The 21,951-nt window shown below is 60.3% G+C and carries 28 protein-coding genes; 12 read left to right on the forward strand and 16 right to left on the reverse strand.

The features are described 5' to 3' along the window. Window positions 1-49: 49 nt before the first annotated feature. The 7 genes from ptsN to ACR0BA_RS14245 form a co-directional block, all read right to left on the reverse strand. The gene (gene ptsN / locus ACR0BA_RS14215; protein WP_093963782.1) at window positions 50-514 is read right to left on the reverse strand and encodes a PTS IIA-like nitrogen regulatory protein PtsN; all 465 of its coding nucleotides are present in this window, start codon (window positions 512-514) and stop codon (window positions 50-52) included. Window positions 515-570: 56 nt separating this feature from the next. Further along, on the reverse strand, window positions 571-1,134 hold the full coding sequence (gene hpf, locus ACR0BA_RS14220) for a ribosome hibernation-promoting factor, HPF/YfiA family (protein WP_170342438.1): 564 nt from the start codon (window positions 1,132-1,134) through the stop codon (window positions 571-573). Window positions 1,135-1,386: 252 nt separating this feature from the next. Continuing rightward, the gene (gene lptB / locus ACR0BA_RS14225; RefSeq protein WP_093963638.1) at window positions 1,387-2,145 is read right to left on the reverse strand and encodes an LPS export ABC transporter ATP-binding protein; all 759 of its coding nucleotides are present in this window, start codon (window positions 2,143-2,145) and stop codon (window positions 1,387-1,389) included. Beyond that, window positions 2,145-2,636 (reverse strand): LptA/OstA family protein, encoded by a 492-nt coding sequence (locus ACR0BA_RS14230; RefSeq protein WP_170359910.1) that lies wholly within the window; start codon window positions 2,634-2,636, stop codon window positions 2,145-2,147. The genes lptB and ACR0BA_RS14230 overlap by 1 nt, the downstream gene beginning before the upstream one ends. Before the next feature lie 3 nt (window positions 2,637-2,639). Next, the gene (lptC, locus tag ACR0BA_RS14235) at window positions 2,640-3,239 is read right to left on the reverse strand and encodes an LPS export ABC transporter periplasmic protein LptC (RefSeq protein WP_170359908.1); all 600 of its coding nucleotides are present in this window, start codon (window positions 3,237-3,239) and stop codon (window positions 2,640-2,642) included. 12 nt (window positions 3,240-3,251) lie between these two features. Further along, window positions 3,252-4,220, reverse strand: coding sequence for a KpsF/GutQ family sugar-phosphate isomerase (locus ACR0BA_RS14240; protein WP_170342439.1), 969 nt, complete (start codon window positions 4,218-4,220; stop codon window positions 3,252-3,254). Continuing rightward, the gene (locus ACR0BA_RS14245) at window positions 4,217-4,831 is read right to left on the reverse strand and encodes a ribonuclease D (RefSeq protein WP_170359906.1); all 615 of its coding nucleotides are present in this window, start codon (window positions 4,829-4,831) and stop codon (window positions 4,217-4,219) included. Before ACR0BA_RS14245 ends, ACR0BA_RS14240 begins: the two co-directional genes overlap by 4 nt. A 132-nt stretch (window positions 4,832-4,963) precedes the next feature. On the opposite strand from ACR0BA_RS14245, the gene ACR0BA_RS14250 reads away from it, so the two are divergent. The 8 genes from ACR0BA_RS14250 to ACR0BA_RS14285 all read left to right on the forward strand — a co-directional run bounded on the left by ACR0BA_RS14250 (window position 4,964) and on the right by ACR0BA_RS14285 (window position 12,128). After that, window positions 4,964-5,218 (forward strand): metal-sensing transcriptional repressor, encoded by a 255-nt coding sequence (locus tag ACR0BA_RS14250; protein WP_170359904.1) that lies wholly within the window; start codon window positions 4,964-4,966, stop codon window positions 5,216-5,218. Beyond that, window positions 5,218-6,537, forward strand: a complete 1,320-nt coding sequence (locus tag ACR0BA_RS14255) for an MFS transporter (protein WP_480728526.1) — start codon at window positions 5,218-5,220, stop codon at window positions 6,535-6,537. The genes ACR0BA_RS14250 and ACR0BA_RS14255 overlap by 1 nt, the downstream gene beginning before the upstream one ends. 56 nt (window positions 6,538-6,593) lie before the next feature. Next, window positions 6,594-7,022, forward strand: a complete 429-nt coding sequence (locus tag ACR0BA_RS14260; RefSeq protein ID WP_093963783.1) for an Lrp/AsnC family transcriptional regulator — start codon at window positions 6,594-6,596, stop codon at window positions 7,020-7,022. Window positions 7,023-7,094: 72 nt separating this feature from the next. Beyond that, window positions 7,095-7,799 (forward strand): lytic transglycosylase domain-containing protein, encoded by a 705-nt coding sequence (locus tag ACR0BA_RS14265; RefSeq protein ID WP_480728527.1) that lies wholly within the window; start codon window positions 7,095-7,097, stop codon window positions 7,797-7,799. A gap of 63 nt (window positions 7,800-7,862) precedes the next feature. Then, window positions 7,863-9,890, forward strand: coding sequence for a flagellar biosynthesis protein FlhA (flhA, locus tag ACR0BA_RS14270; protein ID WP_480728643.1), 2,028 nt, complete (start codon window positions 7,863-7,865; stop codon window positions 9,888-9,890). Then, window positions 9,887-10,660: a flagellar biosynthetic protein FliR gene (locus ACR0BA_RS14275; protein WP_480728529.1), complete on the forward strand. Its 774-nt coding sequence runs from the start codon at window positions 9,887-9,889 to the stop codon at window positions 10,658-10,660. Before flhA ends, ACR0BA_RS14275 begins: the two co-directional genes overlap by 4 nt. Then, on the forward strand, window positions 10,657-11,745 hold the full coding sequence (gene flhB, locus ACR0BA_RS14280; RefSeq protein WP_480728531.1) for a flagellar type III secretion system protein FlhB: 1,089 nt from the start codon (window positions 10,657-10,659) through the stop codon (window positions 11,743-11,745). The genes ACR0BA_RS14275 and flhB overlap by 4 nt, the downstream gene beginning before the upstream one ends. After that, window positions 11,742-12,128, forward strand: a complete 387-nt coding sequence (locus tag ACR0BA_RS14285) for a hypothetical protein (protein WP_480728533.1) — start codon at window positions 11,742-11,744, stop codon at window positions 12,126-12,128. Before flhB ends, ACR0BA_RS14285 begins: the two co-directional genes overlap by 4 nt. 28 nt (window positions 12,129-12,156) lie before the next feature. Here ACR0BA_RS14285 and ACR0BA_RS14290 read toward each other — a convergent pair whose 3' ends face one another. The 9 genes from ACR0BA_RS14290 to ACR0BA_RS14330 are packed head-to-tail and all read right to left on the reverse strand — an operon-like array spanning window position 12,157 to window position 16,720. Beyond that, window positions 12,157-12,678, reverse strand: coding sequence for a flagellar basal body-associated FliL family protein (locus ACR0BA_RS14290; RefSeq protein WP_480728534.1), 522 nt, complete (start codon window positions 12,676-12,678; stop codon window positions 12,157-12,159). Between the two features lie 9 nt (window positions 12,679-12,687). Next, window positions 12,688-13,416, reverse strand: a complete 729-nt coding sequence (gene flgH, locus ACR0BA_RS14295) for a flagellar basal body L-ring protein FlgH (RefSeq protein ID WP_480728535.1) — start codon at window positions 13,414-13,416, stop codon at window positions 12,688-12,690. A gap of 2 nt (window positions 13,417-13,418) precedes the next feature. After that, window positions 13,419-13,835: a flagellar basal body P-ring formation chaperone FlgA gene (flgA, locus tag ACR0BA_RS14300; protein WP_480728536.1), complete on the reverse strand. Its 417-nt coding sequence runs from the start codon at window positions 13,833-13,835 to the stop codon at window positions 13,419-13,421. Continuing rightward, on the reverse strand, window positions 13,835-14,620 hold the full coding sequence (gene flgG / locus ACR0BA_RS14305; RefSeq protein WP_480728538.1) for a flagellar basal-body rod protein FlgG: 786 nt from the start codon (window positions 14,618-14,620) through the stop codon (window positions 13,835-13,837). Before flgG ends, flgA begins: the two co-directional genes overlap by 1 nt. Before the next feature lie 24 nt (window positions 14,621-14,644). Then, window positions 14,645-15,355 carry a flagellar hook-basal body complex protein gene (locus tag ACR0BA_RS14310; protein WP_480728539.1) on the reverse strand — a complete coding sequence of 237 codons (711 nt, stop codon included), beginning with the start codon at window positions 15,353-15,355 and terminating at the stop codon, window positions 14,645-14,647. Then, the gene (locus tag ACR0BA_RS14315) at window positions 15,355-15,627 is read right to left on the reverse strand and encodes a flagellar biosynthetic protein FliQ (RefSeq protein ID WP_093963653.1); all 273 of its coding nucleotides are present in this window, start codon (window positions 15,625-15,627) and stop codon (window positions 15,355-15,357) included. Before ACR0BA_RS14315 ends, ACR0BA_RS14310 begins: the two co-directional genes overlap by 1 nt. 3 nt (window positions 15,628-15,630) lie before the next feature. Further along, a complete protein-coding gene (gene fliE, locus ACR0BA_RS14320) occupies window positions 15,631-15,921 on the reverse strand; it encodes a flagellar hook-basal body complex protein FliE (protein WP_170541240.1) in 291 nt (96 codons plus the stop codon). A 12-nt stretch (window positions 15,922-15,933) separates the two neighbouring features. After that, window positions 15,934-16,320, reverse strand: a complete 387-nt coding sequence (flgC, locus tag ACR0BA_RS14325) for a flagellar basal body rod protein FlgC (RefSeq protein ID WP_480728541.1) — start codon at window positions 16,318-16,320, stop codon at window positions 15,934-15,936. 10 nt (window positions 16,321-16,330) lie between these two features. After that, complete coding sequence (locus tag ACR0BA_RS14330) at window positions 16,331-16,720, reverse strand: FlgB family protein (RefSeq protein ID WP_480728543.1); 390 nt, start codon at window positions 16,718-16,720, stop codon at window positions 16,331-16,333. 87 nt (window positions 16,721-16,807) lie between these two features. On the opposite strand from ACR0BA_RS14330, the gene ACR0BA_RS14335 reads away from it, so the two are divergent. The 4 genes from ACR0BA_RS14335 to flgK all read left to right on the forward strand — a co-directional run bounded on the left by ACR0BA_RS14335 (window position 16,808) and on the right by flgK (window position 21,949). After that, window positions 16,808-18,145 (forward strand): FliI/YscN family ATPase, encoded by a 1,338-nt coding sequence (locus ACR0BA_RS14335; protein ID WP_480728545.1) that lies wholly within the window; start codon window positions 16,808-16,810, stop codon window positions 18,143-18,145. Window positions 18,146-18,238: 93 nt separating this feature from the next. Next, window positions 18,239-19,078 carry a flagellar motor protein MotB gene (locus ACR0BA_RS14340; protein ID WP_170369932.1) on the forward strand — a complete coding sequence of 280 codons (840 nt, stop codon included), beginning with the start codon at window positions 18,239-18,241 and terminating at the stop codon, window positions 19,076-19,078. A gap of 97 nt (window positions 19,079-19,175) precedes the next feature. Next, the gene (locus tag ACR0BA_RS14345) at window positions 19,176-20,471 is read left to right on the forward strand and encodes a flagellar hook protein FlgE (protein WP_480728547.1); all 1,296 of its coding nucleotides are present in this window, start codon (window positions 19,176-19,178) and stop codon (window positions 20,469-20,471) included. Between the two features lie 38 nt (window positions 20,472-20,509). Then, complete coding sequence (gene flgK / locus ACR0BA_RS14350; RefSeq protein ID WP_480728644.1) at window positions 20,510-21,949, forward strand: flagellar hook-associated protein FlgK; 1,440 nt, start codon at window positions 20,510-20,512, stop codon at window positions 21,947-21,949. Window positions 21,950-21,951 lie beyond the last annotated feature (2 nt).

Raw genomic sequence — 21,951 nt, forward strand, 5'->3', positions numbered from 1 at the left:
GACGAAAAAAGCCCCCGAAAACCGGGGGCTTTTTTCTTTCTAACAAGTCTCAGGCAGCTTGCATGGACTGAGCTGTGGTCAGGATCGCATACAGCTTGACCGGATCCGGGTTGGCCCGAAGCTTCGAGCAGACCGCGCTGTCGCGCAGCGTGCGCGATACCAACGCCAAGGCCTTGAGGTGCTCGACACCGGCATCTTCCGGGGCGAACAGCGCAAAGGCCAGATCCACGGGCTGACGGTCGACCGATCCGAAGTCGATGGGCTTTTCGAGCATGACGAACACGCCGGCAACCGAGTCGATCTCGGACAAACGGGCGTGGGGCAGGGCAACACCATGGCCAACGCCGGTTGGCCCAAGGCTTTCCCGCTCGAGCAGGCAGTCTACGATGGTCTGCGGATCAAGTCCGAGTGCGCCCGCGGCGACGTCACCGATTTCCTGAAACAACCGCTTTTTGCTGGACGCTGCAGATAGCACGCGCACCGCTTCGGGCTTCAGTATGCTCGACAAATCCATGTTTTGCTCCACGGCGACGCCCCCAGAATCCGGGGGCCCCGCCCAATTCTTGCCTGTTACGGATCGATCCAGCCGATATTGCCGTCATCCCGGCGATACACGACGTTCAATCCGTCCTTGTTTTCATTCCTGAACACCAGCACCGGGGCGCCGGCCAATTCCATTTGCATGACAGCTTCGCCGACACTCAACGATGGGATCTTGGTTTCCATCTCAGCCACGATGATGGGCTGCAATGAGTCGGGTTCGTCGGCCACGTCCGATTCGTTCGAGGCGAGGATATAAGATGACGCTCCGAAGAGTTCAACCGGCTGAGCCCGTTCACGATGGTGATCCTTGAGGCGACGCTTGTAGCGACGCAGCTGTTTCTCCATCTTTTCGCAGCACGCCTCGAATGCTGCATAGATTTCGGTTGCATGTGCCTTGGCCTGGGCTGTCAGGCCCGTGGACATATGTATGGTGGTTTCGCACACATACTCATGCGCTGAACGGGAAAAGACGACGTTGGCATCCGTCGGTCGCTGAGCATATTTGCTCACGACCTCGCCCAATGCGTCCTGCACGTGTGTCTGCAAGGCTGCACCAATGTCGATCTGTTTGCCGCTGATTTGGTAACGCATGTGATCTCCTTCACAATTCACACCCATTATGACGTCACGTCAGGTGACATGCTTGTTTTTATCGGGTGGGGGGTAGAGACATGTTTCGCGGTTGTCCTCGGTAGGGCCCTTCGGAGAAGGGAGATCGAGATCCAGTCTGGAACCGCGAAAATGCCATGTCCCAATTGAGCCAAGAGGCGGCAGAAGAGTCAATCAAAACAGGAGTGTATATACGCGAATTCTGTCATGCGCCTGGCGCAATCACAGCTAAGCCTATGAAATCTTGAAGTTTTCACCCAAATACACGCGGCGAACATTTTCGTTTTCCACCACCTCGTCGGGCGATCCGGACATCAGCACCTGCCCGTCGTGCAGGATATAGGCGCGGTCCACAATTTCCAGCGTTTCCCGCACGTTGTGGTCGGTGATCAGTACGCCGATTCCACGCTTTTTCAGATCCGCCACCAGATGCCGGATATCGCCCACGCTGATCGGGTCGACGCCGGCAAATGGCTCGTCCAGCAGCAGGTACTTGGGGTCGGCGGCCAGACAGCGGGCTATCTCGACGCGACGGCGCTCACCGCCCGACAATGCAAGGGCAGGCGCCCGCCGCAAATGCTCGATCGAAAAATCCGAGAGCAGCTCCTCCAGACGTTCCTTGCGGCGGTGCACATGCTTCACCGCAATGTCGAGCACGGCCGAGATATTGTCCTCGACACTCAAGCCGCGAAAGATCGACATTTCCTGCGGCAGATACCCGATGCCCATGCGCGCCCGGCGATACATCGGCAGCGTGGTTACATTCTGACCGTCCAACGTGACCGTTCCGGCCTCGGGGAACACCAGCCCGGCAACGGAATAGAACGTGGTCGTCTTGCCCGAGCCGTTCGGCCCTAGCAACGCCACGACCTCGGACCGGTCCAGTGTCATCGACACGTCTCGGATCACGGTCTTTTTGCGATAAGATTTGCGCAGTTTCTGAATCTTCAGACCCTGAGACCCTTCGGCAACGGACAGTTGCGGGCCCGCCATCAATTGCCGCCCTGCTGAAGGATCGTCTTGACCCGCCCCGACATGGTCGCGGTTCCGCTTGTCAGGTTCGCAATCATCTGGTCGCCGCTGATCGTGCTGGGCCCCTGCGTCAGCAGAACGTTGCCCTTCATCACGATCACACCCGAGTCGATGGTGTATTCCGCCCAGTCCCCTTCGGCGGCATCCGGCGGGCTGACAAGCACGACGTTTTCCGATGCCTCCATGCGTTCGATCCCCGACCGATCCTGGTTGTAGATCACCAACACGCGACCGGCGGACAGGCGCATTTCGCCCTGCACTACAATGACGTTGCCAAGAAACTCGGCCGAACCGTCCTCTTGATTGACGTTCAGCGTCTCGGATGTCACTTCGACCGGCAGACTGGGATCGGCTTTCACCGACCCAAAGGCCACCTGCGCTTCCTGCGCGGACGATGGCACCGAACCCACGGCCAGAGCGAAACAAACGAGGACGAAACGAAAATCAAACACAGTCTATCTTTCGGCTTTTTTCGGCTCATATAACAGCTTAACGCCATCTGTAAAAAGAATATGGACCGGTCCACCGTCTTTTTCAGCGCCGAATGTCATCCGCCCGGCCGAGAAATTGCCGATTGGTCCTGTTCCCTGCACCTGACCTGGCGTATCGCCCCGGATCTCGTCCAATGAAGTATTCAACAGGTCTGTCGTCACCCGGATACCGTCCGTGGTGGTGATCACCACGTCCCCCGTGAAGGTGGCCGTCGCCTTGTCCGGTCGGATCGACCCCGAGTTGGAGTCCAGTGTGATCACCCCACCGTTCAGCAGGCCGAACCGGCCACGGAATTCGGTTGCTCTTGGATCGCTGTCGGCAGTTCCCTGGCTGGCCCGCACCGCCTCGACCTGGACATCTTCGCCCTTGCGGGTGGTCCCCCGATAGTTCGGGCGGGTCACAAGCTGCCCCTCAAGCCGTTCGTCGATATCCTGCTGGGTGAACGGACCCGAGACGTTTGTTTCGATGCTGCGCGACAGCAGGAATACCGTGGACAGCAGCAGAATCGCCGCCAGCGGCAACAGAACCTTCAGGAACTGCACCATTCGGGAATAGCGGTCCACCTGCGCCTCCTGTCAGCCCAGCCCGACGCGCAGGCAATCGTGAATATGCAGAAGGCCCTGCGCCAATCCCGGCTGTTCGGGGTCGACGACGAACAACGAGGTGATCTTGCGCGCGTTCATGATCGCCACGGCTTCTTCGGCCAGCGAATCTGGTGCGATCGTGGTCGGATTGCGGGTCATGACCTGAGCGGCCGTATTGTCCAGCAGCCCCTCCATGTGGCGCCGCAGGTCGCCGTCGGTGATGATGCCAGCAAGCTTGCCGTCCGCGTCCGTCACCCCGACCACGCCAAAGCCTTTCTGGCTAATCTCGATCAACGCGTCGCTCATCGGTGTATCGGCAGAAACCAGCGGCACCGCATCGCCACTGTGCATCAGATCGCGTACTGCGCTCAGCTGCGCGCCCAGTTTGCCGCCCGGATGAAAGGCGCGGAAATCCTCTGGTTTGAAGTCGCGATATTTCATCAGCGCAATCGCCAGCGCATCACCCATGGCCAGCGTCAGCGTGGTCGAAATCGACGGCACCATCCCATAGCCGCAGGCCTCGCCCAGAGAGGGGATCAGCAAATGCACGTCCGCCTGTTTCATCAACGAGCTTTCGGGCTTGCTGGACAGGCCGATCAAAGGGATGCCGAACCGCCGGGTAAAGGCCAGAAGATTGGCCAGTTCCGGCGCCTCGCCCGAATTGGAGATCGCCAGAACCACGTCTCCTTTCGACACCATCCCCAGATCGCCGTGGCTGGCCTCGGCCGGATGAACGAAATAGGCCGGCGTGCCGGTGCTGGCCAGGGTTGCGGCGATCTTGTGGCCGATGTGTCCAGACTTGCCGATGCCGCTGATGATGATCCGCCCTGTGGCCTGCAGGATCAGCTGAACGGCTTCGGCAAACCGGTCGTCAAGGCTGTCGGCCAAAACATCCAACGCCCGGGCTTCGTCGGTGATTACCTGACGGGCAACCTTCAGAAAGGATTCATTGTCTGTCATGAGTGCGCAAAAATATCCGTTTCAGGCCATCCGGCCAGATCCAGTCTGGCACGCATCGGCAGGAAGTCAAAACAGGCCTGCGCCATCTCGGCGCGCCCTTCACGCGCCAGCCGCGCGTTCAAGGCATCACGCAAACGGTGCAGATACAGGACGTCGGAGGCCGCATAATCCAGTTGGGCCTCGGTCAGGGTCTCCGCACCCCAGTCGCTCATCTGTTGCTGTTTCGAGATATCGACGCCCAGCAACTCCTGACACAGGTTCTTGAGTCCATGACGATCGGTATAGGTGCGCACAAGGCGGCTGGCGATCTTGGTGCAATATACCGGAGCGGCCAACGCCCCGAAGGCATGATACATCGCGGCAATGTCGAACCGCCCGAAATGAAACAGCTTCAGCACATCCGGGTTTTCCAGCATGGCACTCAGGTTTGGCGCCGAGGTTTGGCCCTTTTCGACCTGCACGATATGGCAATCGCCGTCACCCCCGGACATCTGAATCACGCACAGGCGATCCCGGTGCGGGTTGAGACCCATGGTCTCACAATCAATGGCCACGATCGGGCCCAGATCCAGCCCATCGGGCAGGTCGTTCTTGTACAGATGGTTCGCCACACGTGTTTCCTTCGTTCGGTATCGTCCCCGAAATAGGGTGTTTGGCCTGCAAACTCAACGCCATCCGGACCGATGCCGCGATTGATCTCAGGCAGGCTTGATGCATCCCCATGGGGGGGATAGGGTTAATGCATGAACCCTCACAAGCATTCAACTCATCCGCAGATCATCGCGCGCCTGAAACGCGCACATGGGCATCTGGCCAAGGTCATCGCCATGCTGGACGACCAGGAGCCCTGTCCGGACATCGCTCAGCAGCTTTTCGCCGTGGAAAAGGCGATCACGAATGCCAAGCGGACACTGATCCATGATCATGTCGACCATTGCCTGGCCTCGGGCGACGCCGAATCGGTCGACGCCTTCAAGGCCATCACCAAGTACCTGTGATGCTGAGCGTTCTGCAAAACCGGGTCTATCGTCACCTGCTTGCTGCGCAAATCGTGGCCTTGACGGGCACCGGTCTTGCCACGGTGGCCTTGGGACTTCTGGCCTACGATCTTGCCGGAAGCTCTGCGGCCCTGGTTCTGGGTACGGCACTGACGATAAAGATGGTTGCCTATGTTTCGGTCGCGCCGGTGGCGGCGGCCTTTGCGGAACGGCTGAACCGACGAAAACTCCTTGTGACGCTGGACCTCGTCCGCGCCGCAGTGGCGCTGTGCCTGCCGTTCGTGACCGAAATCTGGCAGGTCTACGTTCTGATCTTCGTTCTGCAATCTGCTTCGGCCGGGTTCACCCCGGCATTTCAGGCCACGATACCAGACGTTCTGACCGACCAGCAGGACTATACCAAGGCGCTGTCGTTGTCGCGCCTGGCCTATGATCTGGAAAGTCTGGTGAGCCCGATGCTGGCCGCGTTCCTGCTGATCTTCGTCAGCTTCGACAGCCTGTTTCTGGGAACAAGCCTCGGCTTTGTCGCCTCGGCCTTTTTGGTCATGTCGGTTACCCTTCCCTCTCCCACGCCCGTCCGGCCGCGCGAGTTCTTCGACCGCACGACCCGCGGTCTGCGGATCTATCTGGCCACACCGCGCCTTCGGGGGTTGCTGGCTTTGAACTGGAGCGCCGCAGCGCTCAGCGCGATGGTCCTGGTCAATACCGTCGTCATCGTGCGTGCAAGCCTGGGGTTGTCCGACAGTGCCGTGGCCATCGCGCTGGCCGGATTCGGCAGCGGGTCCATGCTGGCGGCATTTGCCTTGCCGGCGGTTTTGCGGCGGTTCGAGGACCGCAAAGTGATGCTGGCGGGTGCAACAATTGCCACCGCGGCCATGGCGTTTGCTGCGATCCTGTCTGCAGCTGTACCCATGAGCCTTGCCGGGCTGTCCGCAATCTGGGCACTGGTCGGCTTCGGATACTCGGCAACCCTGACCCCGTCGGGGCGCCTGCTGACCCGGTCGGCCCACGCCGAAGACCGCCCGGCCGTCTTCGCCGCCCAATTCACCCTGTCGCATGCCTGCTGGTTGGTTCTCTACCCGTTGGCCGGATGGGTCATGACAGCGTTCGGTGCGACAGTGGCCATGGCTTTGTTGACCGTTCTGTCACTGTGCGGTCTGGTCGGAACTCTGTTGGCATGGCCTCGCGCCGAGCCGGGCGCGGTCATCCACCAGCATCCGGAACTGCCGGTCGACCATCCGCACCTGTCCGGATCGGCAGAGCACGCCCACCCGATCATCATCGACGACCTTCACCCCCGATACCCGCATCAGCCTTGAGCGCAGGCGCCAAACTGGCATACACCCGAACCATCCCTTCGGAACACGGAGCATCGATGGACCAGCTTGATCGCCGCATCATTGCCGCGCTGCAACACAACGCGCGCGCCTCGACCACCCATATCGCGGCAACGCTCGGGGTGGCCCGGACTACGGTGCATGAACGTATCAGCCGGATGGAGAGAAACGGTGTGATCGCCGGATATTCGGTGATCCTGCGCCAGGCCGAGGACACGCCCAAGGTCCAGGTCGTTGTCCTGCTGGAGGTACAGCAGAAAGAAACCGCCCGCATTATCAAGCGGCTGGAAGCCTATCCAGAGGTCAAGCTGTGCCTGTCGATCAATGGAGAATTCGATCTGTTGCTGTCCGCCGAAGCGCCGCGGATCGAGGATCTGGACATTCTGGTTGATGAGCTAGCGGCGATCCCGGGAGTGCTGCGGACCAACACCAGCGTTGTGTTCGGCCGCCGCATCGATCGGGGCTGAGGTCCCGATAACCCTCTGTAAACCCAAAACTGGCTAGCTTGGCCCGGACACAAGAATCCCCGGACCGGCAGAATGCCAGAGCTCAAGTTTTTCATCTCGATCGCCGTTTGGCTTACCGCCGCCGCGCCTGCCGCCCTGGCATGGTCGGATGGCCACGCGACTGATGTCTGCGACCGGGCCGCGCGCCGGGCGGCAATGGCCGGAGGTGTGCCGCAGGATATCCTGTTGGCCGTCACCCGAACCGAGACCGGGCGCAAGATGAAGGGCCGCCTGACACCCTGGCCCTGGACCGTCAATGTCGAGGGCAAAGGGTACTGGTTCGCCACCGAGACCGAGGCCAAGGCCTTTGTCTTCGACGTGTTCAAAGCGGGTGCGCGCAGTTTTGATATTGGCTGTTTCCAGATCAACTACCGCTGGCATGGCAAAGCCTTCCGGTCCATAGACGCTATGTTTGATCCGGATCTGAACGCAGCCTACGCGGCGCAGTTCCTGAAGTCGCTTTTTACTGAACAGGGTTCGTGGGGGCATGCGGTTGGCGCCTATCACTCGCGTACGCCCGGCCTTGCACAGGCGTATACGGACCGATTTGAAACCATCCTGGCCAATCTCGACGGCGTGCGGCTGGCGCAACCGGGACCCCCGGGCCGCGATCCTTTTTCCCGGGCGGCCGCGCCTTTGATCCCGCCCGGTCGTGGCCGAACCGGGACGGGCCGCTTGGGCTCATTGGTTCCCGCCTCCGCCGCTGCTGCTGCGTTCATCGCGTTCGATCAGGAGTGACGCGTGCCAAAGCTTGACGCCGGATCCCTGTTTTCACCCACCGTTCTACTGGCGTTGGCCTTGATGACGGTGATCGTCATGATGATCCTGCCAATGCCATCCTGGGTGCTGGACATTGGCCTTGCGGCCTCGTTCGCGCTGGCCATCCTGATTTTCACCCTGACCCTGTTCATTGAGCGGCCGCTGGATTTCTCGTCCTTTCCAACGATCCTGCTGGCTTCGCTGATGCTGCGCCTGTCGCTCAACGTGTCGTCGACCAAGCTGATCATCGGGCAGGGCCATACCGGGCCGAACGCCGCCGGTGACGTCATCGAGGGCTTTGCCCAATTCGTCATGAGCGGCAGCATATTTCTGGGCCTCGTGGTATTCGGTGTGTTGCTGATCGTGAACTTCATGGTGATCACCAAAGGTGCGGCGCGCATGGCCGAGGTCGGAGCCCGCTTTGCCCTTGACGGTATGCCGGGCAAACAGCTTGCCATCGACAGCGACATGTCTGCCGGTGCCATCGACCATCAGCAAGCCAAGGAACGGCGCGAGCTTGAGCAACAGGAAACCACCTTTTTCGGGTCGCTGGACGGGGCATCCAAATTCGTCAAGGGCGACGCGATTGCCGGGCTGCTGATTACCCTGCTCAACCTGGTGATGGGGTTGATCATGGGGGTGATCGTGCACAGAATGCCGGTCGCCTCGGCGTTTGAAACCTATGCGATCCTGACTGTTGGTGACGGGTTGGTCACGCAGATACCGGCTGTCATCATCTCTATCGCATCCGCCCTGTTGCTTGCCCGCGGTGGTACGCAGGGTGCAACCGATACCGCCTTGTTCTCGCAACTGGGGCGTCATCCGGCTGCGCTGGCAACCGTTGCGATCCTGATGGTGCTGTTTGCGCTGGTGCCCGGGTTGCCTTTTCTGCCGTTCATTCTCGGTGGCGTGATCCTGGGTTATGCCGCCTTTGTTGTTCACAAAAAACAATCGGCTGCCACAGAGGCGGCGCAGATGCCGGCTTCGGACGCCGAGCCCAAGGCCTCACAAGGCATCGGAGACGTCCTTGACCTCGACGACGTTCACCTCGAATTTGCCCCGGATCTGGTCAGCATGGTGTTGAACCCCGGCACCGGATTGGACGCTCGGATCGCCAACATGAGGACCTACGTCGCGTCGAGCTTTGGATTGATCCTGCCGGAGATCCGGCTGACAGACCGGGCCGACTTGCCGACGGGCACTTACGTCATTCGTGTTCAGGGCGTCGAACAGGCCCGGGGAGTGCTTCACCCCGACCTGATCTTGGCGCTGGTGCAGGACGGGCTGGACCTGTTGCCGGAAGGCAATGACGTCACCGAACCCGTCTACGGCGCGCCCGCCCGATGGATCCTGCCCAAGGATCAAGAGGCCGCCGCGCTGAGCGGCGCAACCATCGTAACCCCGCCCGAGATTCTGGCCACCCATCTGCTGGAAATCATCAAGCAGAACTTCCCGCGCCTGCTGACCCTGAAATCCCTGCGCCGCCTGCTGTCCGAGATGACCCGCCTCAGCGACCCGGTCCGGGCCGAAGCAAACCGAAAGCTGCTGGATGAGCTGATCCCCGACAAGGTTCCGATCGACACCTTGCACGCGGTTTTGCGTCTGCTGCTCGAAGAACGGGTTTCGATCCGCAACATGGCGCTGATCCTGGAGAGCGTCGCCGAAGCGCGGATGACCACGATGCAGCCTGAGGCGATCTGTGAGATCGTGCGCCAGCGACTGGGCTTCCAGCTGGTGGCGGACCTGAAGCGTGGCGACGGCTCGATTCCCCTGATCCAGTTGGCGCCGGAATGGGAGGAGACCTTCTCCACCTACCAGATCGACACTCCGAATGCTGGATTGGATGTGGCGCTGCCCCCCAATCTGTTCAACAAACTGGCCGATGGCGTCGTCACGACGATAACACGCAGCGCGGATCAGGGTGTGTTCCCGGCGTTGGTAACCTCGACGCGGCGGCGCAGGTTGCTGCGTACCATCATGCACGCGCGGGGAATTTCGAACCCAGTCCTGTCGTTCGAGGAAATTGGGCTCGAAACGCGGCCGGCTCTGGTCGGAACGGTGCCGGCGTGATTGGGCTGCCGCCGGACTTGCTGGCTCAGCTGGGGGGCGTCCTGTGGTCCTCGTTTGCGGTTTTTCTCAGGGTTTCAGCGGTGGTTTCCCTGCTACCAGCTTTCGGGGAGCGCAGCATTCCAACCCGCGTAAAGCTGGGGGTCGCAATGGCATTCACGCTGGTCGTCGCGCCGTCGGTTTCCGTTGCCGAGCCCGACAGTGGCCTGATGCCGCTGGTTCAATTGATACTGACCGAAATCCTGATCGGCCTGACCCTGGGGATCGGACTTCGGCTACTGGTACTCGCCCTTCAAACCGCCGGGTCGATGGCCGCGCAAGCCACGTCGTTGTCGCAGATCCTGGGTGGCGCCGCTGCGGATCCGGCCCCGGCGATGGGACATTTTTTGACCCTGTCCGGGTTGGCCCTTGCCACACTGATGGGCGTTCACATCCGGGCGGCCCAATTCCTGATCGACAGCTATTCACTTTTTCCGGTGGGTGCGGCCCCAACAGCGACCGATCTTTCCCGTTGGGGGGTGTCGCAGGTATCGCGCAGCTTTGCATTGGCCTTTGGACTGGCCATGCCGTTTGTCATTGCATCATTGATCTACAACCTGGCCCTGGGTGTCATCAACCGGGCCATGCCTCAACTGATGGTCGCCTTTGTAGGCGCGCCGGCAATCACCTTTGCCGGTTTGTTCCTTCTGTTCGCGGGAGCGCCGATCATCCTTGCGGTCTGGTCTGACGTTCTGTTCCAGTACTTGCTTGATCCGACCGGAGCACCGGAATGAGCAGCTCGGACGATGACACTGACAAGTCCTTCGAGGCGACACCGCAGAAACTGCAGAAGGCTCGGGAAAAGGGTGAGGTCGTCAAATCAAATGACCTTTCCGCCGTTGCCGCCTATTCCGGCCTGACAATCGCTCTTTTGGCGGTCGGGCAGTTTTCGACCGAACATTTGGGATCATCCCTGATGGTTATGATTGATCAGGCCCCGGAACTGTCACGGTTGTTGACGTCTGGCAGCGCGGCTGCACCGGTCGGCGGGCTGATGGCAAAGGTTGCCGTTTCCGCGGGCATTCTGTTGGCGGTTCCAGCGGCGTTTGTGTTGCTGAACCTCTTGGCACAACGCGCCCTGGTGTTTGCCCCAAGCAAACTGACGCCGAAGATGTCCCGCATTTCAATCCCATCCAATGCCAAGAACAAGTTCGGTCGTGCCGGACTTTTTGAGTTCCTCAAAAGCTTCATCAAGCTGGTGATCTACAGCATCTGCCTTGCCGTGTTTTTGAAATCCAACCTAGCGGACATCCTGACGGCTGCAGCCAGCCCCGCACGAGCTTCCATCCCGCTGATGATGAACCTACTGTTTCGGTTCCTGTTCATCGTCGTCGCCGTCACGCTGACCATCGGGGTCATCGACTACCTGTGGCAGTATTCCGAGCACATGCGCAAAAATCGAATGTCGCGCAAAGAACTGCAGGACGAGACGAAGGACTCGGAAGGCGATCCGCATGTCAAACAGCAGAGACGCCAGCGCGCGCAAGAGATTGCGACCAACCAGATGATGGCCGAGGTTCCAAAGGCCGACGTGGTCATCGTCAACCCCACCCATTTTGCGGTGGCATTGAAATGGACCCGCGCCCGTGGAACCGCACCCGTCTGCGTCGCAAAGGGCGTTGACGAAGTTGCCGCGACAATCCGCCGAACAGCGATGGAGTCAGGAGTTCCGATTCATTCGGATCCGCCGACGGCGCGGGCCCTGCATGCGACCGTCGAGATCGGAAAGGAGATAACGGAAGACCTTTATCGCCCGGTCGCTGCGGCCATCCGATTTGCCGAAGCCATGCGAAAACGCGCGAAAGGAGCGGTCGGATGACACGCGCGATGCTAAGGGATCTAGCGGCGGTCACGGCGGCTTCTTTCGAAAGAGAGTTTCAGAAACTGAAACCGATACTTGAGGCCGAAAGCCGCATTCAGGCACAGATCAGCGCACTGAACGCGCAGGTCGCCCAAACGGCGTCGGACGCCGCGCAAACCCCTGGGTACCAGATCGCTGGCGCGGACGTCTTGTGGCACGGGTGGGAGTCCAGAACCCGGCGTAACCTCAACACTGAATTGGCGCGCGTCAGATCCCGGAAACTGGCAATGATGGAGGACCTTCGCCGAGCATTCGGCCGCAAACAGGCGGTTGAGTCGTTGCAGCGCGATCAAGAAACCGCGCTGCGCATTGCACGCGCCAGGAAACTGATGAACCAGTAAACCGAAAGCTGAAGCCCGACCTTTGGCGTCAGGTGTCCTGGCGGCTCACGCTCATGATCAAAACACGGGACACGTCATCGCCAAGGTCCTTTCGGGCAACCTCCAACAGAGACCTTCGCAGCACCTCAAGATTGTCCGATTGCGTGAATTCGCCGTCGAACCCACCAATATTCGCGTGATCAAACAGCACTTGAAGAAACCCGTCCCGCAGTTTCGGTTCGATTTCGTAGAACTCCTCCGAGATGCCCGGCCGGGTTTCCAGGCTCAGCGACATGGTCACCAGAGCAGAGATTTCGTTTTCTTCGACGACCGGAACGACGAACTGTTTGGTCAACTTGAGATACTCATAGGGACCAGCCTTGCCCGATGTCTCACTATGGCCGGAGGTTTTGTTCGCCTTGTCTGCCTTGGCGGTCTCCTCGGCGTGAGGCTCCGGTGCTTTGGCATCGGCCACGGTTTCCGCTGGTCCCGGTGTCAAAAATAGCCCAGCCGCAGCGCCGGCCCCGAGACCTGCAATCAAAAAGAGAACGGGGAGCAGTTTCTTCATCATTTGAACACCTTAGAACGGCAACAGCGCGTCCAGCACCTGTTGCCCGTATCGTGGCTGCTGAACATCCGTGATCTGGCCGCGGCCGCCATAGGACACCCGTGCAGACGCAATCTTGTCATAGGTAATCTCGTTCTGGCGCGAGATGTCCTGCGGACGCACATAGCCAGACACCAGCAGCTCGCGAAGTTCGAAATTCACCCTCAGTTCCTGTGTTCCGGAAATCGACAGGACGCCGTTCGGCAGGACATCGATCACCGTTGCGGCGACGCGCAGTGTCAGCTTTTCCTTGCGTTTCACCGACCCCTTGCCCTTGCTGACTGACGCGGAATCGATCGAAACCGCCTCGTCCAGTGACGCACCATCTGGCAGGTGTTTCGCTGCGCGCTGGGGCAACCCCAAGAGGCCGGGAACCTTGAGATCTTCCGAGCTGCCGCGCGACCGGTTTGTATCGTTCGAGATTTCGGCCTTTTCATCAAGCTCGATCACGACAGTCAGAATATCGCCCTTCTTGATGGCGCGCTGATCACCCAGCAGAGACTGCTGACCCCCACTCCACAGAGACGCGCCGTCCACGGCGCGCTGAGATTGAGTGTGCAACGGCAAACCCGGCCACAACATCGCCACGTGTTCCGGAGTTTCCGTAGTTGGCGACAGTCTGGGCGGTTTGCCCAGATGGTCCAAACGCCCGCAGGCGGAAAGGGACAGGATGGCCAGCAACAGGGATCTGGACAGTTTCATGATCAAAATACCTCGATTTGGCCGTCGGAACGGATTTTTCCGGTTACCGTCGTTCGTGACGACAGGTTCATGACTCGGATGCGATCACCGGCGGCTCCGCGGCCCAGCGCGCGCCCTTCGACCGCGATGGACAGTCCGCCTTTCACGAAGACAAGCGTCACCAGATCGTTCCGATCGACCAGGGCGGGAGGGCCGACACTTGCCTTCAGAATTGGCCGACCGGGATACAGAGCGGTCTTGGCTTCCTGCCCGATCAGGTCTGCAGGATCATTTACCGCGCCGGGTGCCTCACCGGATTTCACCTGAAGATCAGCGGATTCAATGATCTCCTTGGCCCGGATCGTTCTGGTTGGCACGACTATGTCAGCGAAGGCGGCAACCGGAAGAAGCCACAGGGATATGAAGGCCACGACCCGCATCAGCGTACCTGTGTCGTCGCGCCCATCATCTGGTCGACGGCCGAAATCACCTTGGCATTCATTTCGTAGCCGCGCTGTGCCTCGATCAGTTCAGTCACCTCGCGTACCGCATCGACCGAGCTGTCTTCCAAATAGCCTTGACGCAGCATCCCGAGCCCGTCCTCGCCTGGGGTGCCCACGATCGGAGCGCCCGAAGCCTCGGTTTCCTTGAACAGGTTGCTGCCGATGGCCTCGAGGCCCTTGGCATTGGAAAAGCTGGCCAGCGTGAATTCCCCCAGCAGTTGCCCTTCCGCGGTGTCGTCAAAATAGGCGTAGACCTCGCCGGACGCGTTGATGGAAATCGACCGCGCGTCGTCCGGGATGGTTATTTCGGGGGCCACCGCAAACCCGTCCGACGTGACGATGAGGCCTTCGGCCGATCGCTTCAGACTGCCGTCACGGGTATAGGCCGACTGGCCGTTTGGCAGAACCACCTCGAGATATCCGCGCCCTTCGATCGCGATGTCCAGGTCACTGCCCGTCGCGGACAACGCGCCTTGGGCCAACTCGACGGTCACGGCCGCGGGACGAACACCCAGACCAAGCTGTATTCCCGTCGGCAGGACAGTCCCGTCCGCAGCGTTCACCGTGCCGGCGCGAGCCATCTGCTGGTAGTGCAGATCCGCAAATTCAGCTCGCCGGGCGTTGTAGCCCGTAGTCGACATGTTCGCCAGGTTGTTCGAGATCGTCTCGACCCGCATTTGTTGCGCCGCCATTCCAGTCGCGGCAATTTTCAGGGCTCGCATTTCGGTTTCTCCTGCAGTTTCAGATCAGCGCATCAAAGTCTTCAAGGCGCCGCGGACCCTTTCGTCTTCGGCGTCAAGAAAACTCTGCCCCAGTTCGTAGGCACGCTGGATTTCGATCAGCCGGGCCACCTGGCCGATGGCGTCGACGTTCGAACCCTCCAGAAACCGGTTCAGAACCACTGGCTGCTCGACCGGCTCGACCTCGCCTTCCGGTTTGAACAGGGTGCTGCCTTCCCGCACCAACTCGGTGCCTTCCGCGGGCTGAACCACCCCGATCTGCCCCAAAACCTGTCCATTCACGCTGAGCGTCCCGTCGCCGCCCACATCAATGGTTGCTGCGTCCGGTGGGATGAAGACCGGGGCCCCGTTGCTGTCCAGCACGCGGTGCCCATCCATCGTCACCAGATCGCCATTGGCGTCCGGTGAAAAGCTGCCCGCCCGGGTCAGACGGTTACCGGACCGAGTTTCAACCAAGAAAAACCCACTGCCTTCGATTGCAAAATCGAATTGCCCACCGGTTTCCGTCAACACGCCCTGTGCAAAAGACGTGTTGCGCGCTTGAGCACGGCTCATGGACAGAGAGGGGCTGCCGGGAAGGTCCCTCACAAACTCGGAAAACACCAAACCCTGCTGGCGGTAACCCGTCGTGTGCGCATTGGCGATATTGTTCGCGACCAGGCGCATTTCGTTCATCAGCCCGGTTTGACGGGACAGGGTGACGTAAGCTGTATCCATCAGCGGCCTCCTGCAATCAGCGGAACCAGTGTCGAGGTGAAGAATGTGACCAGCGTCTGCGTCATGAATCCCATCGAGACCCAGAACACGATGACGATGGCCACCAACTTGGGAACGAAGGTCAGGGTCATCTCCTGGATGGATGTCAGGGCCTGGAACAGGCCCACGGCCAAACCCGTGACCAGCGCAACCGTCAGAATCGGAACTGACGTGATCACCGCAATCCACAGGGCCTGACGTACGACGTCATAGAACAGACCTTCGCTGAGCATCGTTCAGACCGGCATCCGCAGAATTTCCTGGTAGGCCTCAACGACCTTGTTGCGCACCACAACCGCTGTTTCGACCGCAAGTTCGGTCTGGGCCAGTGCCTGCACGAGGGCATGTGGGTCGGCTTGGCCAATCATGGCGGCATTGGCGACCTCTTCGCTGTGTTTCAGGGTTGCCGCAAAGTCCTGAAATGATGCGCGCAGCCCTTGTGCCGCGCCACTTGTTCCCGGATCTGCTTGGGTGGCCGGGCGGGCATGCGCATAGCTCTGAGCCGCGGTGATTGATCGGATATCCATTCTGGCTTTCCTTTATTTTCTCAACAATTCTATGAGGCTGGCCGACATCTGTCGGGTCTGGTCGAACATCTTGAGGTTTGCTTCGTAACTGCGTTGCGCTTCACGCGCGTCGGCGATCTCGACCATCAGATCGACATTGGACCCTGCGTAGTATCCGCTGGCGTCCGCCATCGGGTGACTGGGATCATAGATCCGGGGCAACGCCCGCCGGTCCAGCCTGACCCGACCGGTCTGAACCAGATCAGTGCCGTCCTTCTGCACCGTCTCGAAAGGAACCGATTTGCGCCGGTAACCCGGAGTATCCGCGTTCGAGATGTTTTCCGAAACATGGCGCAGGCGCGCAGCCTCCGCCCGCAGCGCGCTGGCGGTGACGGCAAGGGACTTGGAGAAATCGCTCATGACGGCCTCCTCACGCCTTGCCCAGACTGGTACGCAGGATCCCGATCGAGGACTTGTAGATGGCCAGCGCGCGGTCATGCTGTCGCTTGACCTCGACCGCATTCAGCATTTCTTCTTCAAGCGAAACACCATTGCCATTGGGATCGACGGCGCCGCCGCGCATATGCTCGGCCCAAGTCATGCCGCCCGGCCCGACACCGTTCAAATGACCGTCGCGGGTCGCGCTCATTGCGCTGGTGGCACTGGATTTTTCAAAGGCTTCCGCGAAAGGCTCAATATCGCGAGCCAGGTAGCCGGGCGTATCCGCATTGGCCATGTTGCGCGAGATGACGGCCTGCCGTTGTCCGGCGTGGGTTGCCAGGGCGTACGCAACTTTAAAGACGTTCAGGTCCGAGAACATCGGGGCTTCTCCCTCGATCAATTTCAATCAAGGCTTAACCCCGATTCCTTTAGAAACCGTTTTCAGAAACCAATTGGAGCCGACGCCATGTCCGACCTCGATCCCTCGATTCTGAAGTACCAGTTCGAACGGCTTTCTCCAGTGCGGCACATGGGTCTGGTCGCGGGTGTTTCCGGTGGGGTGATCGAGGTCGAAGGGCTGGCGGAACACGCGCGCATCGGCGACCATCTGATTTTGCGGCGACGCGACGACCAGCCCTTGGCTGGCGAAGTGTTGCAGGTCGAGGCCGGAGCCGTTCACATGCTGCCTGGCGCAGCCCCTGACGGCGTTCGCCTGGGGGACAGGGTCTATCTTGAGCCGACTCCGGTTTTTGCACCCGGTTTGCATTGGCTTGGTCGCGTGGTCGATCCGTTCGGCAAACCGCTGGACGGCAAACCACTTCTGCCCGGGACGCAGGCCCGCAACGTGATGTCCGCGCCCCCCCGGGCCGTCGACCGCAAACCGCTGGGAGACCGTATGGCCACCGGGTTGGCGATTTTGAACACCCTGCTTCCGATCGTCCAGGGGCAGCGCGTCGGCCTTTTTGCGGGGTCGGGTGTGGGAAAATCAAGTTTGCTGGCAACGCTGGCCAGATCCATGCAAGCCGATGCAGTGGTCGTCGCGCTGGTGGGCGAACGCGGGCGCGAAGTGAATGAATTCGTCGAGACCGCGTTGGGCGCCGAAGGTATGGGGCGCTCGATCGTGGTTGCGGCCACGTCCGACCAATCAGCTCTGGCCCGCCGGCGCTGCGCCTGGTCTGCGATGACAGCGGCCGAGTTTTTGCGGGATCAGGGTCTGAGCGTTCTGTTCCTGTGCGACTCTGTCACCCGGTTCGCCGAGGCGCATCGCGAGATCGCCGTCGCCATGGGTGAGGCCCCGTCCCTGCGGGGTTTTCCGCCTTCGGTCACACCGATGATCGCCGGCCTTTGTGAACGCGCCGGCCCGGGAACCGCCGATCAGGGCGACATCACCGCCGTGTTCAGCGTTCTGGTCGCGGGTTCGGACATGGATGAACCGGTGGCCGACATCCTGCGCGGCGTTCTTGACGGGCATATCGTGCTAAGTCGCGAGATCGCCGAGCGAGGGCGCTTTCCAGCCATCGCGCTCAGCCGGTCGGTCTCGCGCTCTTTACCGGCTGCGGCGACACCCGAGGAAAACAAGCTGATCGCCGAAGCCCGCCGGCTGGTCGGAAGCTATGAGCAGTCCGAAGTGATGATCAAGGCGGGTCTGTACACGCCGGGCACGGACCCGCTCCTGGATCAGGCGGTTCGCATCCATGACGAGCTTGACGGCTTTTTCGGCAAACTCGATCCGGATGGAATCCAGAACAGTTTCAACCGCCTTTCGGTCATCCTGCGCCGGGCCAACGCCGGGATGGTCCAATGAGGGGTCGGCAAAGGTCTGAACAGTTTTAGATATTAAGCCGCCCTTAATCCGCGCGCTGTTAATCCAATGAGTGGGTGAAAAAGGGTGGTTTAGATGGGTGCGCAATCAAATGCGGCGCCGATCATCATCAAGAAGAAGCGCGTTTCGGGTGGCGATGGCCATCACGGCGGCGCCTGGAAGGTCGCGTATGCGGACTTCGTGACGGCCATGATGGCGTTCTTCATGTTGATGTGGCTGCTGAACGCAACGACCGAAAAGCAACGCAAGGGTTTGGCGGACTACTTCTCTCCGACAATTCCGATCAATCCCGTTTCCGGCGGGGGCGACGGGGCCTTTGGAGGCGACAACATGTTCTCGGAGAAAACCATGGTGATGGACGGCTCGGGAGCGACGAACAAGAACCCGACCGAGGCCAAACGCGCACGGGGTTCGACCGGTGTGGATGCCGATGGCGGCGGGCGCGGCGCGTTCGAAGACTTCTCGTCTCTCGAGGCGCGGCTGCTGGGGCGGTCAGGCGAAAGCATGGTGTCCAAAAAGGCCTTGAAGCATATTGTCACTCGAGTGACGGACGAGGGTCTGATCGTCGAGCTGTTCGATACCGAAGATGAGCCGCTGTTCGAGAGAGGTTCCGATTCTCCGACCCAAATGATGCGTGCACTGGTGCTGTTGGTTGCACGTTCATCGGACATGGTGACCAATTCCATCTCGGTCGAGGGTCACGTGCATTCCTCTCCGGTGGTTCTGGCCCGAAATCCGTCATGGGATCTGTCGACTTCGCGCGCGCAGGTGGTACGGCAGATGCTTCAGGACAAGGGGGTCGGCGCCAAACGGCTTGAACGGGTCACGGGTCATGCCGATCGCAAGCTGGCGGTGAAAAACCCGATGGCGGCCCGCAACAACCGGATCGAGATCGTGTTTCTACGCAATCCCTGAGATCGGAGGATATCTGGCATTTTACTTGTTAGCGCGCTGTTAAGGCCCAGCGCGTTAGCTGTTGCGGGAACGATTGACGCAACAGAAGGGCGTGCCGATGACAATTTCCTCTTCGCTGAATGCCGGTGTGGCCAGCTTGAAGGCCAACGCGAACAGGTTGGCGACCATATCGGACAATATCGCCAACTCTTCGACCTACGGTTACAAGCGGGTTGAGACGGATTTTCATTCGATGGTGACGTCGGGCCAGGGCGGAAGCTATTCGGCGGGCGGCGTCCGGACCACCAGCCAGCGACTGATCGATCAGCGTGGCTCGCTGGTTACCACCAACAACTCAACCGACCTGGCCGTGCGCGGCCGGGGCATGCTGCCGGTTCGCCCAAGTTCCCAGATCGGAACCGATTCAAACGAAATGCTTCTGACCACCACCGGATCCTTCCGAACCAATGCGGAAGGGTATCTGGTTACCGAGTCCGGACTTGTGCTGCTGGGCTGGCCCGCCAACGCCGATGGGTCCATTCCCAACGTTTCGCGCGACACACCCGCAGCGTTGCAGCCGGTTCAACTCAGCGTCAATCAATTGTCCGGCTCGCCGACCACCGCAATGAACCTGCGCATGAACCTGCCCGCCACGGCCACCGATGCCGGCGCACCTGGTGACACGCAGCCCTTGTCCGTCGAATATTTCGACAATTTGGGCAAACCCGAGAATGTCGATATCGAGCTTGTCCCGACGGTGCCGGCCGCCGGGTCCAGCAACGAATGGACGATGATCTTGCGCGACTCCGCTTCGGGCGGTGCCGTGATCGGTGAATATACGCTGACATTTACGGACAGCAGAACCGCAGGCGGTACCCTTGCCAGTGTGACCACCGTGTCCGGTGGCACCTATGATCCGACCACCGGCAGCTTTGTCGTCAACGTCGCCGGCGGCCCGATGGAGGTCAATATCGGTCTGATCGGTGACAGCGATGGAATCACTCAACTGTCCGACACGTTTGCGCCGGTTTCGATCACCCGGGACGGATCCGCAGTCGGGACCATGTCCAGCGTTCAGGTCGATGAAAACGGATACGTCTACGCGCTGTATGACACGGGCGTCACCCGTCGGATGTACCAGATACCGCTGGCGGACGTCCCCAACCCGAATGGGCTGACCGCACTCGACAGCCAGACATATGCGCCGTCTCGCGACAGTGGAACTTATTTCCTGTGGGATGCCGGCGAAGGTCCGACGGGCGAATTGATTTCCTTCGCGCGCGAAGAGTCGACGATCGACGTTGCGACTGAACTGACGTCGATGATCCAAACCCAGCGCGCCTATTCGTCAAGCGCAAAGGTGATCCAGACAGTCGACGAGATGTTGCAGGAAACAACCAACATCAAGCGCTGATCTGAACCTGCAAAGCGGAAAGGAACGGCCTCATGAGCATGTCAACGGCCCTGAATAACGCGCTGGGTGGGCTGGGCGCGGCAAGACGCGGCGCCGCCGTCGTCTCGGGCAACATAGCCAATGCGCTGACGCCCGGCTACGCCAAGCGGACGTTGGAGCTGACCACCAACTCTATTTCCGGCAACGGCGTCAGGGTCGTGGGAATCACCCGCCATCAAGATCCTGTTCTGATGGCGAACCTGCGCGCGGCAACGGCGGATAACGCGGCGGCCTCGGCAATCTCGGAGTTTTACTCGCAATTCGAAGCATTGGTCGGTACCCCCGATGACGGCAGATCGATCGCGGTATCTTTGAGCGCATTCGAGAACAGCTTGATCACGGCCGCAAGCAATCCCGGCTCGGTCGAGCGTCTGGATCTGGCGGCGCGCGCAGCTGGGGATCTGGTTGCCGATTTGAATAAGGCGTCCGACGGCCTCAGCAAGATGCGTTCTGACGCGGACCGAACAATCGGGACGTATGTCGAAACACTGAATACAAACCTGAAAGATATCGAAGCGTTGAATGCCAAGATCCCGGCTGTTGAGAACGCGGGCGGCGATATCAATGGGTTGCTGGATCAACGCCAGGTTCTCATTGACCAAGTCAACCAGCTGGTTCCGGTCAATGTCGTGACGCGCGACAACAACCGCGTCTCACTGTATTCCGACGGTGGGCTGATACTGCTGGAAGGATCCGCCGCAGAGTTCGCGTTCTCGGTTACCGGTGATACCAAACCGCACATGACCGTAGGGAACGGACTGCTCTCCGGGCTCGAGCTCAATGGACGGCCAGTCCGCACATCCGGTGATTCCGCACAGATCCGCGGGGGCGCTCTGGCAGCCCAGTTTGACATTCGCGACGTGTTGGCCATCGACGCGCATGAGGACCTAGATGCAGTCGCGCGCGATCTGATCGAACGGTTCGAAACTGCCGGCCTGGACCCGACCGCGATGCCGACTGATCCGGGTTTGTTCACCGATGCCGGCGCCCGTTTCGATGCCACGGCGCCGGCGGGGCTCGCGTCCCGTCTTAAGCTCAACCCGATTGTCGATCCTGATGCCGGCGGCGACAGTTGGAAACTGCGTGCGGGGTTGGGGGCCGTTGCACCCAACGACCCCGGCGAGGCAACCCAGCTGCAGGATTTTGGCGCCGTTTTGACCACGCCGCGCCCTGCCCCGGCTTTCGGTACAGGGGCTTTGCGGGCCAGTGAAGTGTCGGTGGCGCTTTTGTCCAAAGCTGGCACAGCAACCCATACCGCTCAATCGCGCCAAAGCTACGCATCCAACGCGCAACTTCAAATGGAACAGTTAGTGGCCGAGCAAGGCGTGGACACTGACACCGAGTTGCAGCGCATGATGCAGATTGAACAGGCCTATGCCGCCAATGCGCGGATCATCACCGTTGTCGACGAATTGATGGATTTGCTGCTGAGGATGTAACC

Source organism: Ruegeria sp. CI5 (assembly GCF_056536885.1).

Bases quoted from the DNA above. Each gene is read 5' to 3' on its own strand.
- ACR0BA_RS14260 (WP_093963783.1), top strand. From the start codon at position 6,594: ATGGACCAGCTTGATCGCCGCATCATTGCCGCGCTGCAACACAACGCG.
- ptsN (WP_093963782.1), bottom strand. From the start codon at position 514: ATGGATTTGTCGAGCATACTGAAGCCCGAAGCGGTGCGCGTGCTATCT.
- ACR0BA_RS14310 (WP_480728539.1), bottom strand. From the start codon at position 15,355: ATGGATACAGCTTACGTCACCCTGTCCCGTCAAACCGGGCTGATGAAC.
- flgG (WP_480728538.1), bottom strand. From the start codon at position 14,620: ATGCGAGCCCTGAAAATTGCCGCGACTGGAATGGCGGCGCAACAAATG.
- flhB (WP_480728531.1), top strand. From the start codon at position 10,657: ATGAGCAGCTCGGACGATGACACTGACAAGTCCTTCGAGGCGACACCG.
- flgC (WP_480728541.1), bottom strand. From the start codon at position 16,320: ATGAGCGATTTCTCCAAGTCCCTTGCCGTCACCGCCAGCGCGCTGCGG.
- ACR0BA_RS14285 (WP_480728533.1), top strand. From the start codon at position 11,742: ATGACACGCGCGATGCTAAGGGATCTAGCGGCGGTCACGGCGGCTTCT.
- ACR0BA_RS14250 (WP_170359904.1), top strand. From the start codon at position 4,964: ATGAACCCTCACAAGCATTCAACTCATCCGCAGATCATCGCGCGCCTG.
- ACR0BA_RS14330 (WP_480728543.1), bottom strand. From the start codon at position 16,720: ATGTTCTCGGACCTGAACGTCTTTAAAGTTGCGTACGCCCTGGCAACC.
- flhA (WP_480728643.1), top strand. From the start codon at position 7,863: ATGACGGTGATCGTCATGATGATCCTGCCAATGCCATCCTGGGTGCTG.
- hpf (WP_170342438.1), bottom strand. From the start codon at position 1,134: ATGCGTTACCAAATCAGCGGCAAACAGATCGACATTGGTGCAGCCTTG.
- lptB (WP_093963638.1), bottom strand. From the start codon at position 2,145: ATGGCGGGCCCGCAACTGTCCGTTGCCGAAGGGTCTCAGGGTCTGAAG.
- ACR0BA_RS14265 (WP_480728527.1), top strand. From the start codon at position 7,095: ATGCCAGAGCTCAAGTTTTTCATCTCGATCGCCGTTTGGCTTACCGCC.
- ACR0BA_RS14345 (WP_480728547.1), top strand. From the start codon at position 19,176: ATGACAATTTCCTCTTCGCTGAATGCCGGTGTGGCCAGCTTGAAGGCC.
- ACR0BA_RS14335 (WP_480728545.1), top strand. From the start codon at position 16,808: ATGTCCGACCTCGATCCCTCGATTCTGAAGTACCAGTTCGAACGGCTT.
- flgH (WP_480728535.1), bottom strand. From the start codon at position 13,416: ATGAAACTGTCCAGATCCCTGTTGCTGGCCATCCTGTCCCTTTCCGCC.
- ACR0BA_RS14340 (WP_170369932.1), top strand. From the start codon at position 18,239: ATGGGTGCGCAATCAAATGCGGCGCCGATCATCATCAAGAAGAAGCGC.
- ACR0BA_RS14315 (WP_093963653.1), bottom strand. From the start codon at position 15,627: ATGCTCAGCGAAGGTCTGTTCTATGACGTCGTACGTCAGGCCCTGTGG.
- ACR0BA_RS14290 (WP_480728534.1), bottom strand. From the start codon at position 12,678: ATGATGAAGAAACTGCTCCCCGTTCTCTTTTTGATTGCAGGTCTCGGG.
- flgK (WP_480728644.1), top strand. From the start codon at position 20,510: ATGTCAACGGCCCTGAATAACGCGCTGGGTGGGCTGGGCGCGGCAAGA.
- ACR0BA_RS14255 (WP_480728526.1), top strand. From the start codon at position 5,218: ATGCTGAGCGTTCTGCAAAACCGGGTCTATCGTCACCTGCTTGCTGCG.
- ACR0BA_RS14240 (WP_170342439.1), bottom strand. From the start codon at position 4,220: ATGACAGACAATGAATCCTTTCTGAAGGTTGCCCGTCAGGTAATCACC.
- flgA (WP_480728536.1), bottom strand. From the start codon at position 13,835: ATGCGGGTCGTGGCCTTCATATCCCTGTGGCTTCTTCCGGTTGCCGCC.
- fliE (WP_170541240.1), bottom strand. From the start codon at position 15,921: ATGGATATCCGATCAATCACCGCGGCTCAGAGCTATGCGCATGCCCGC.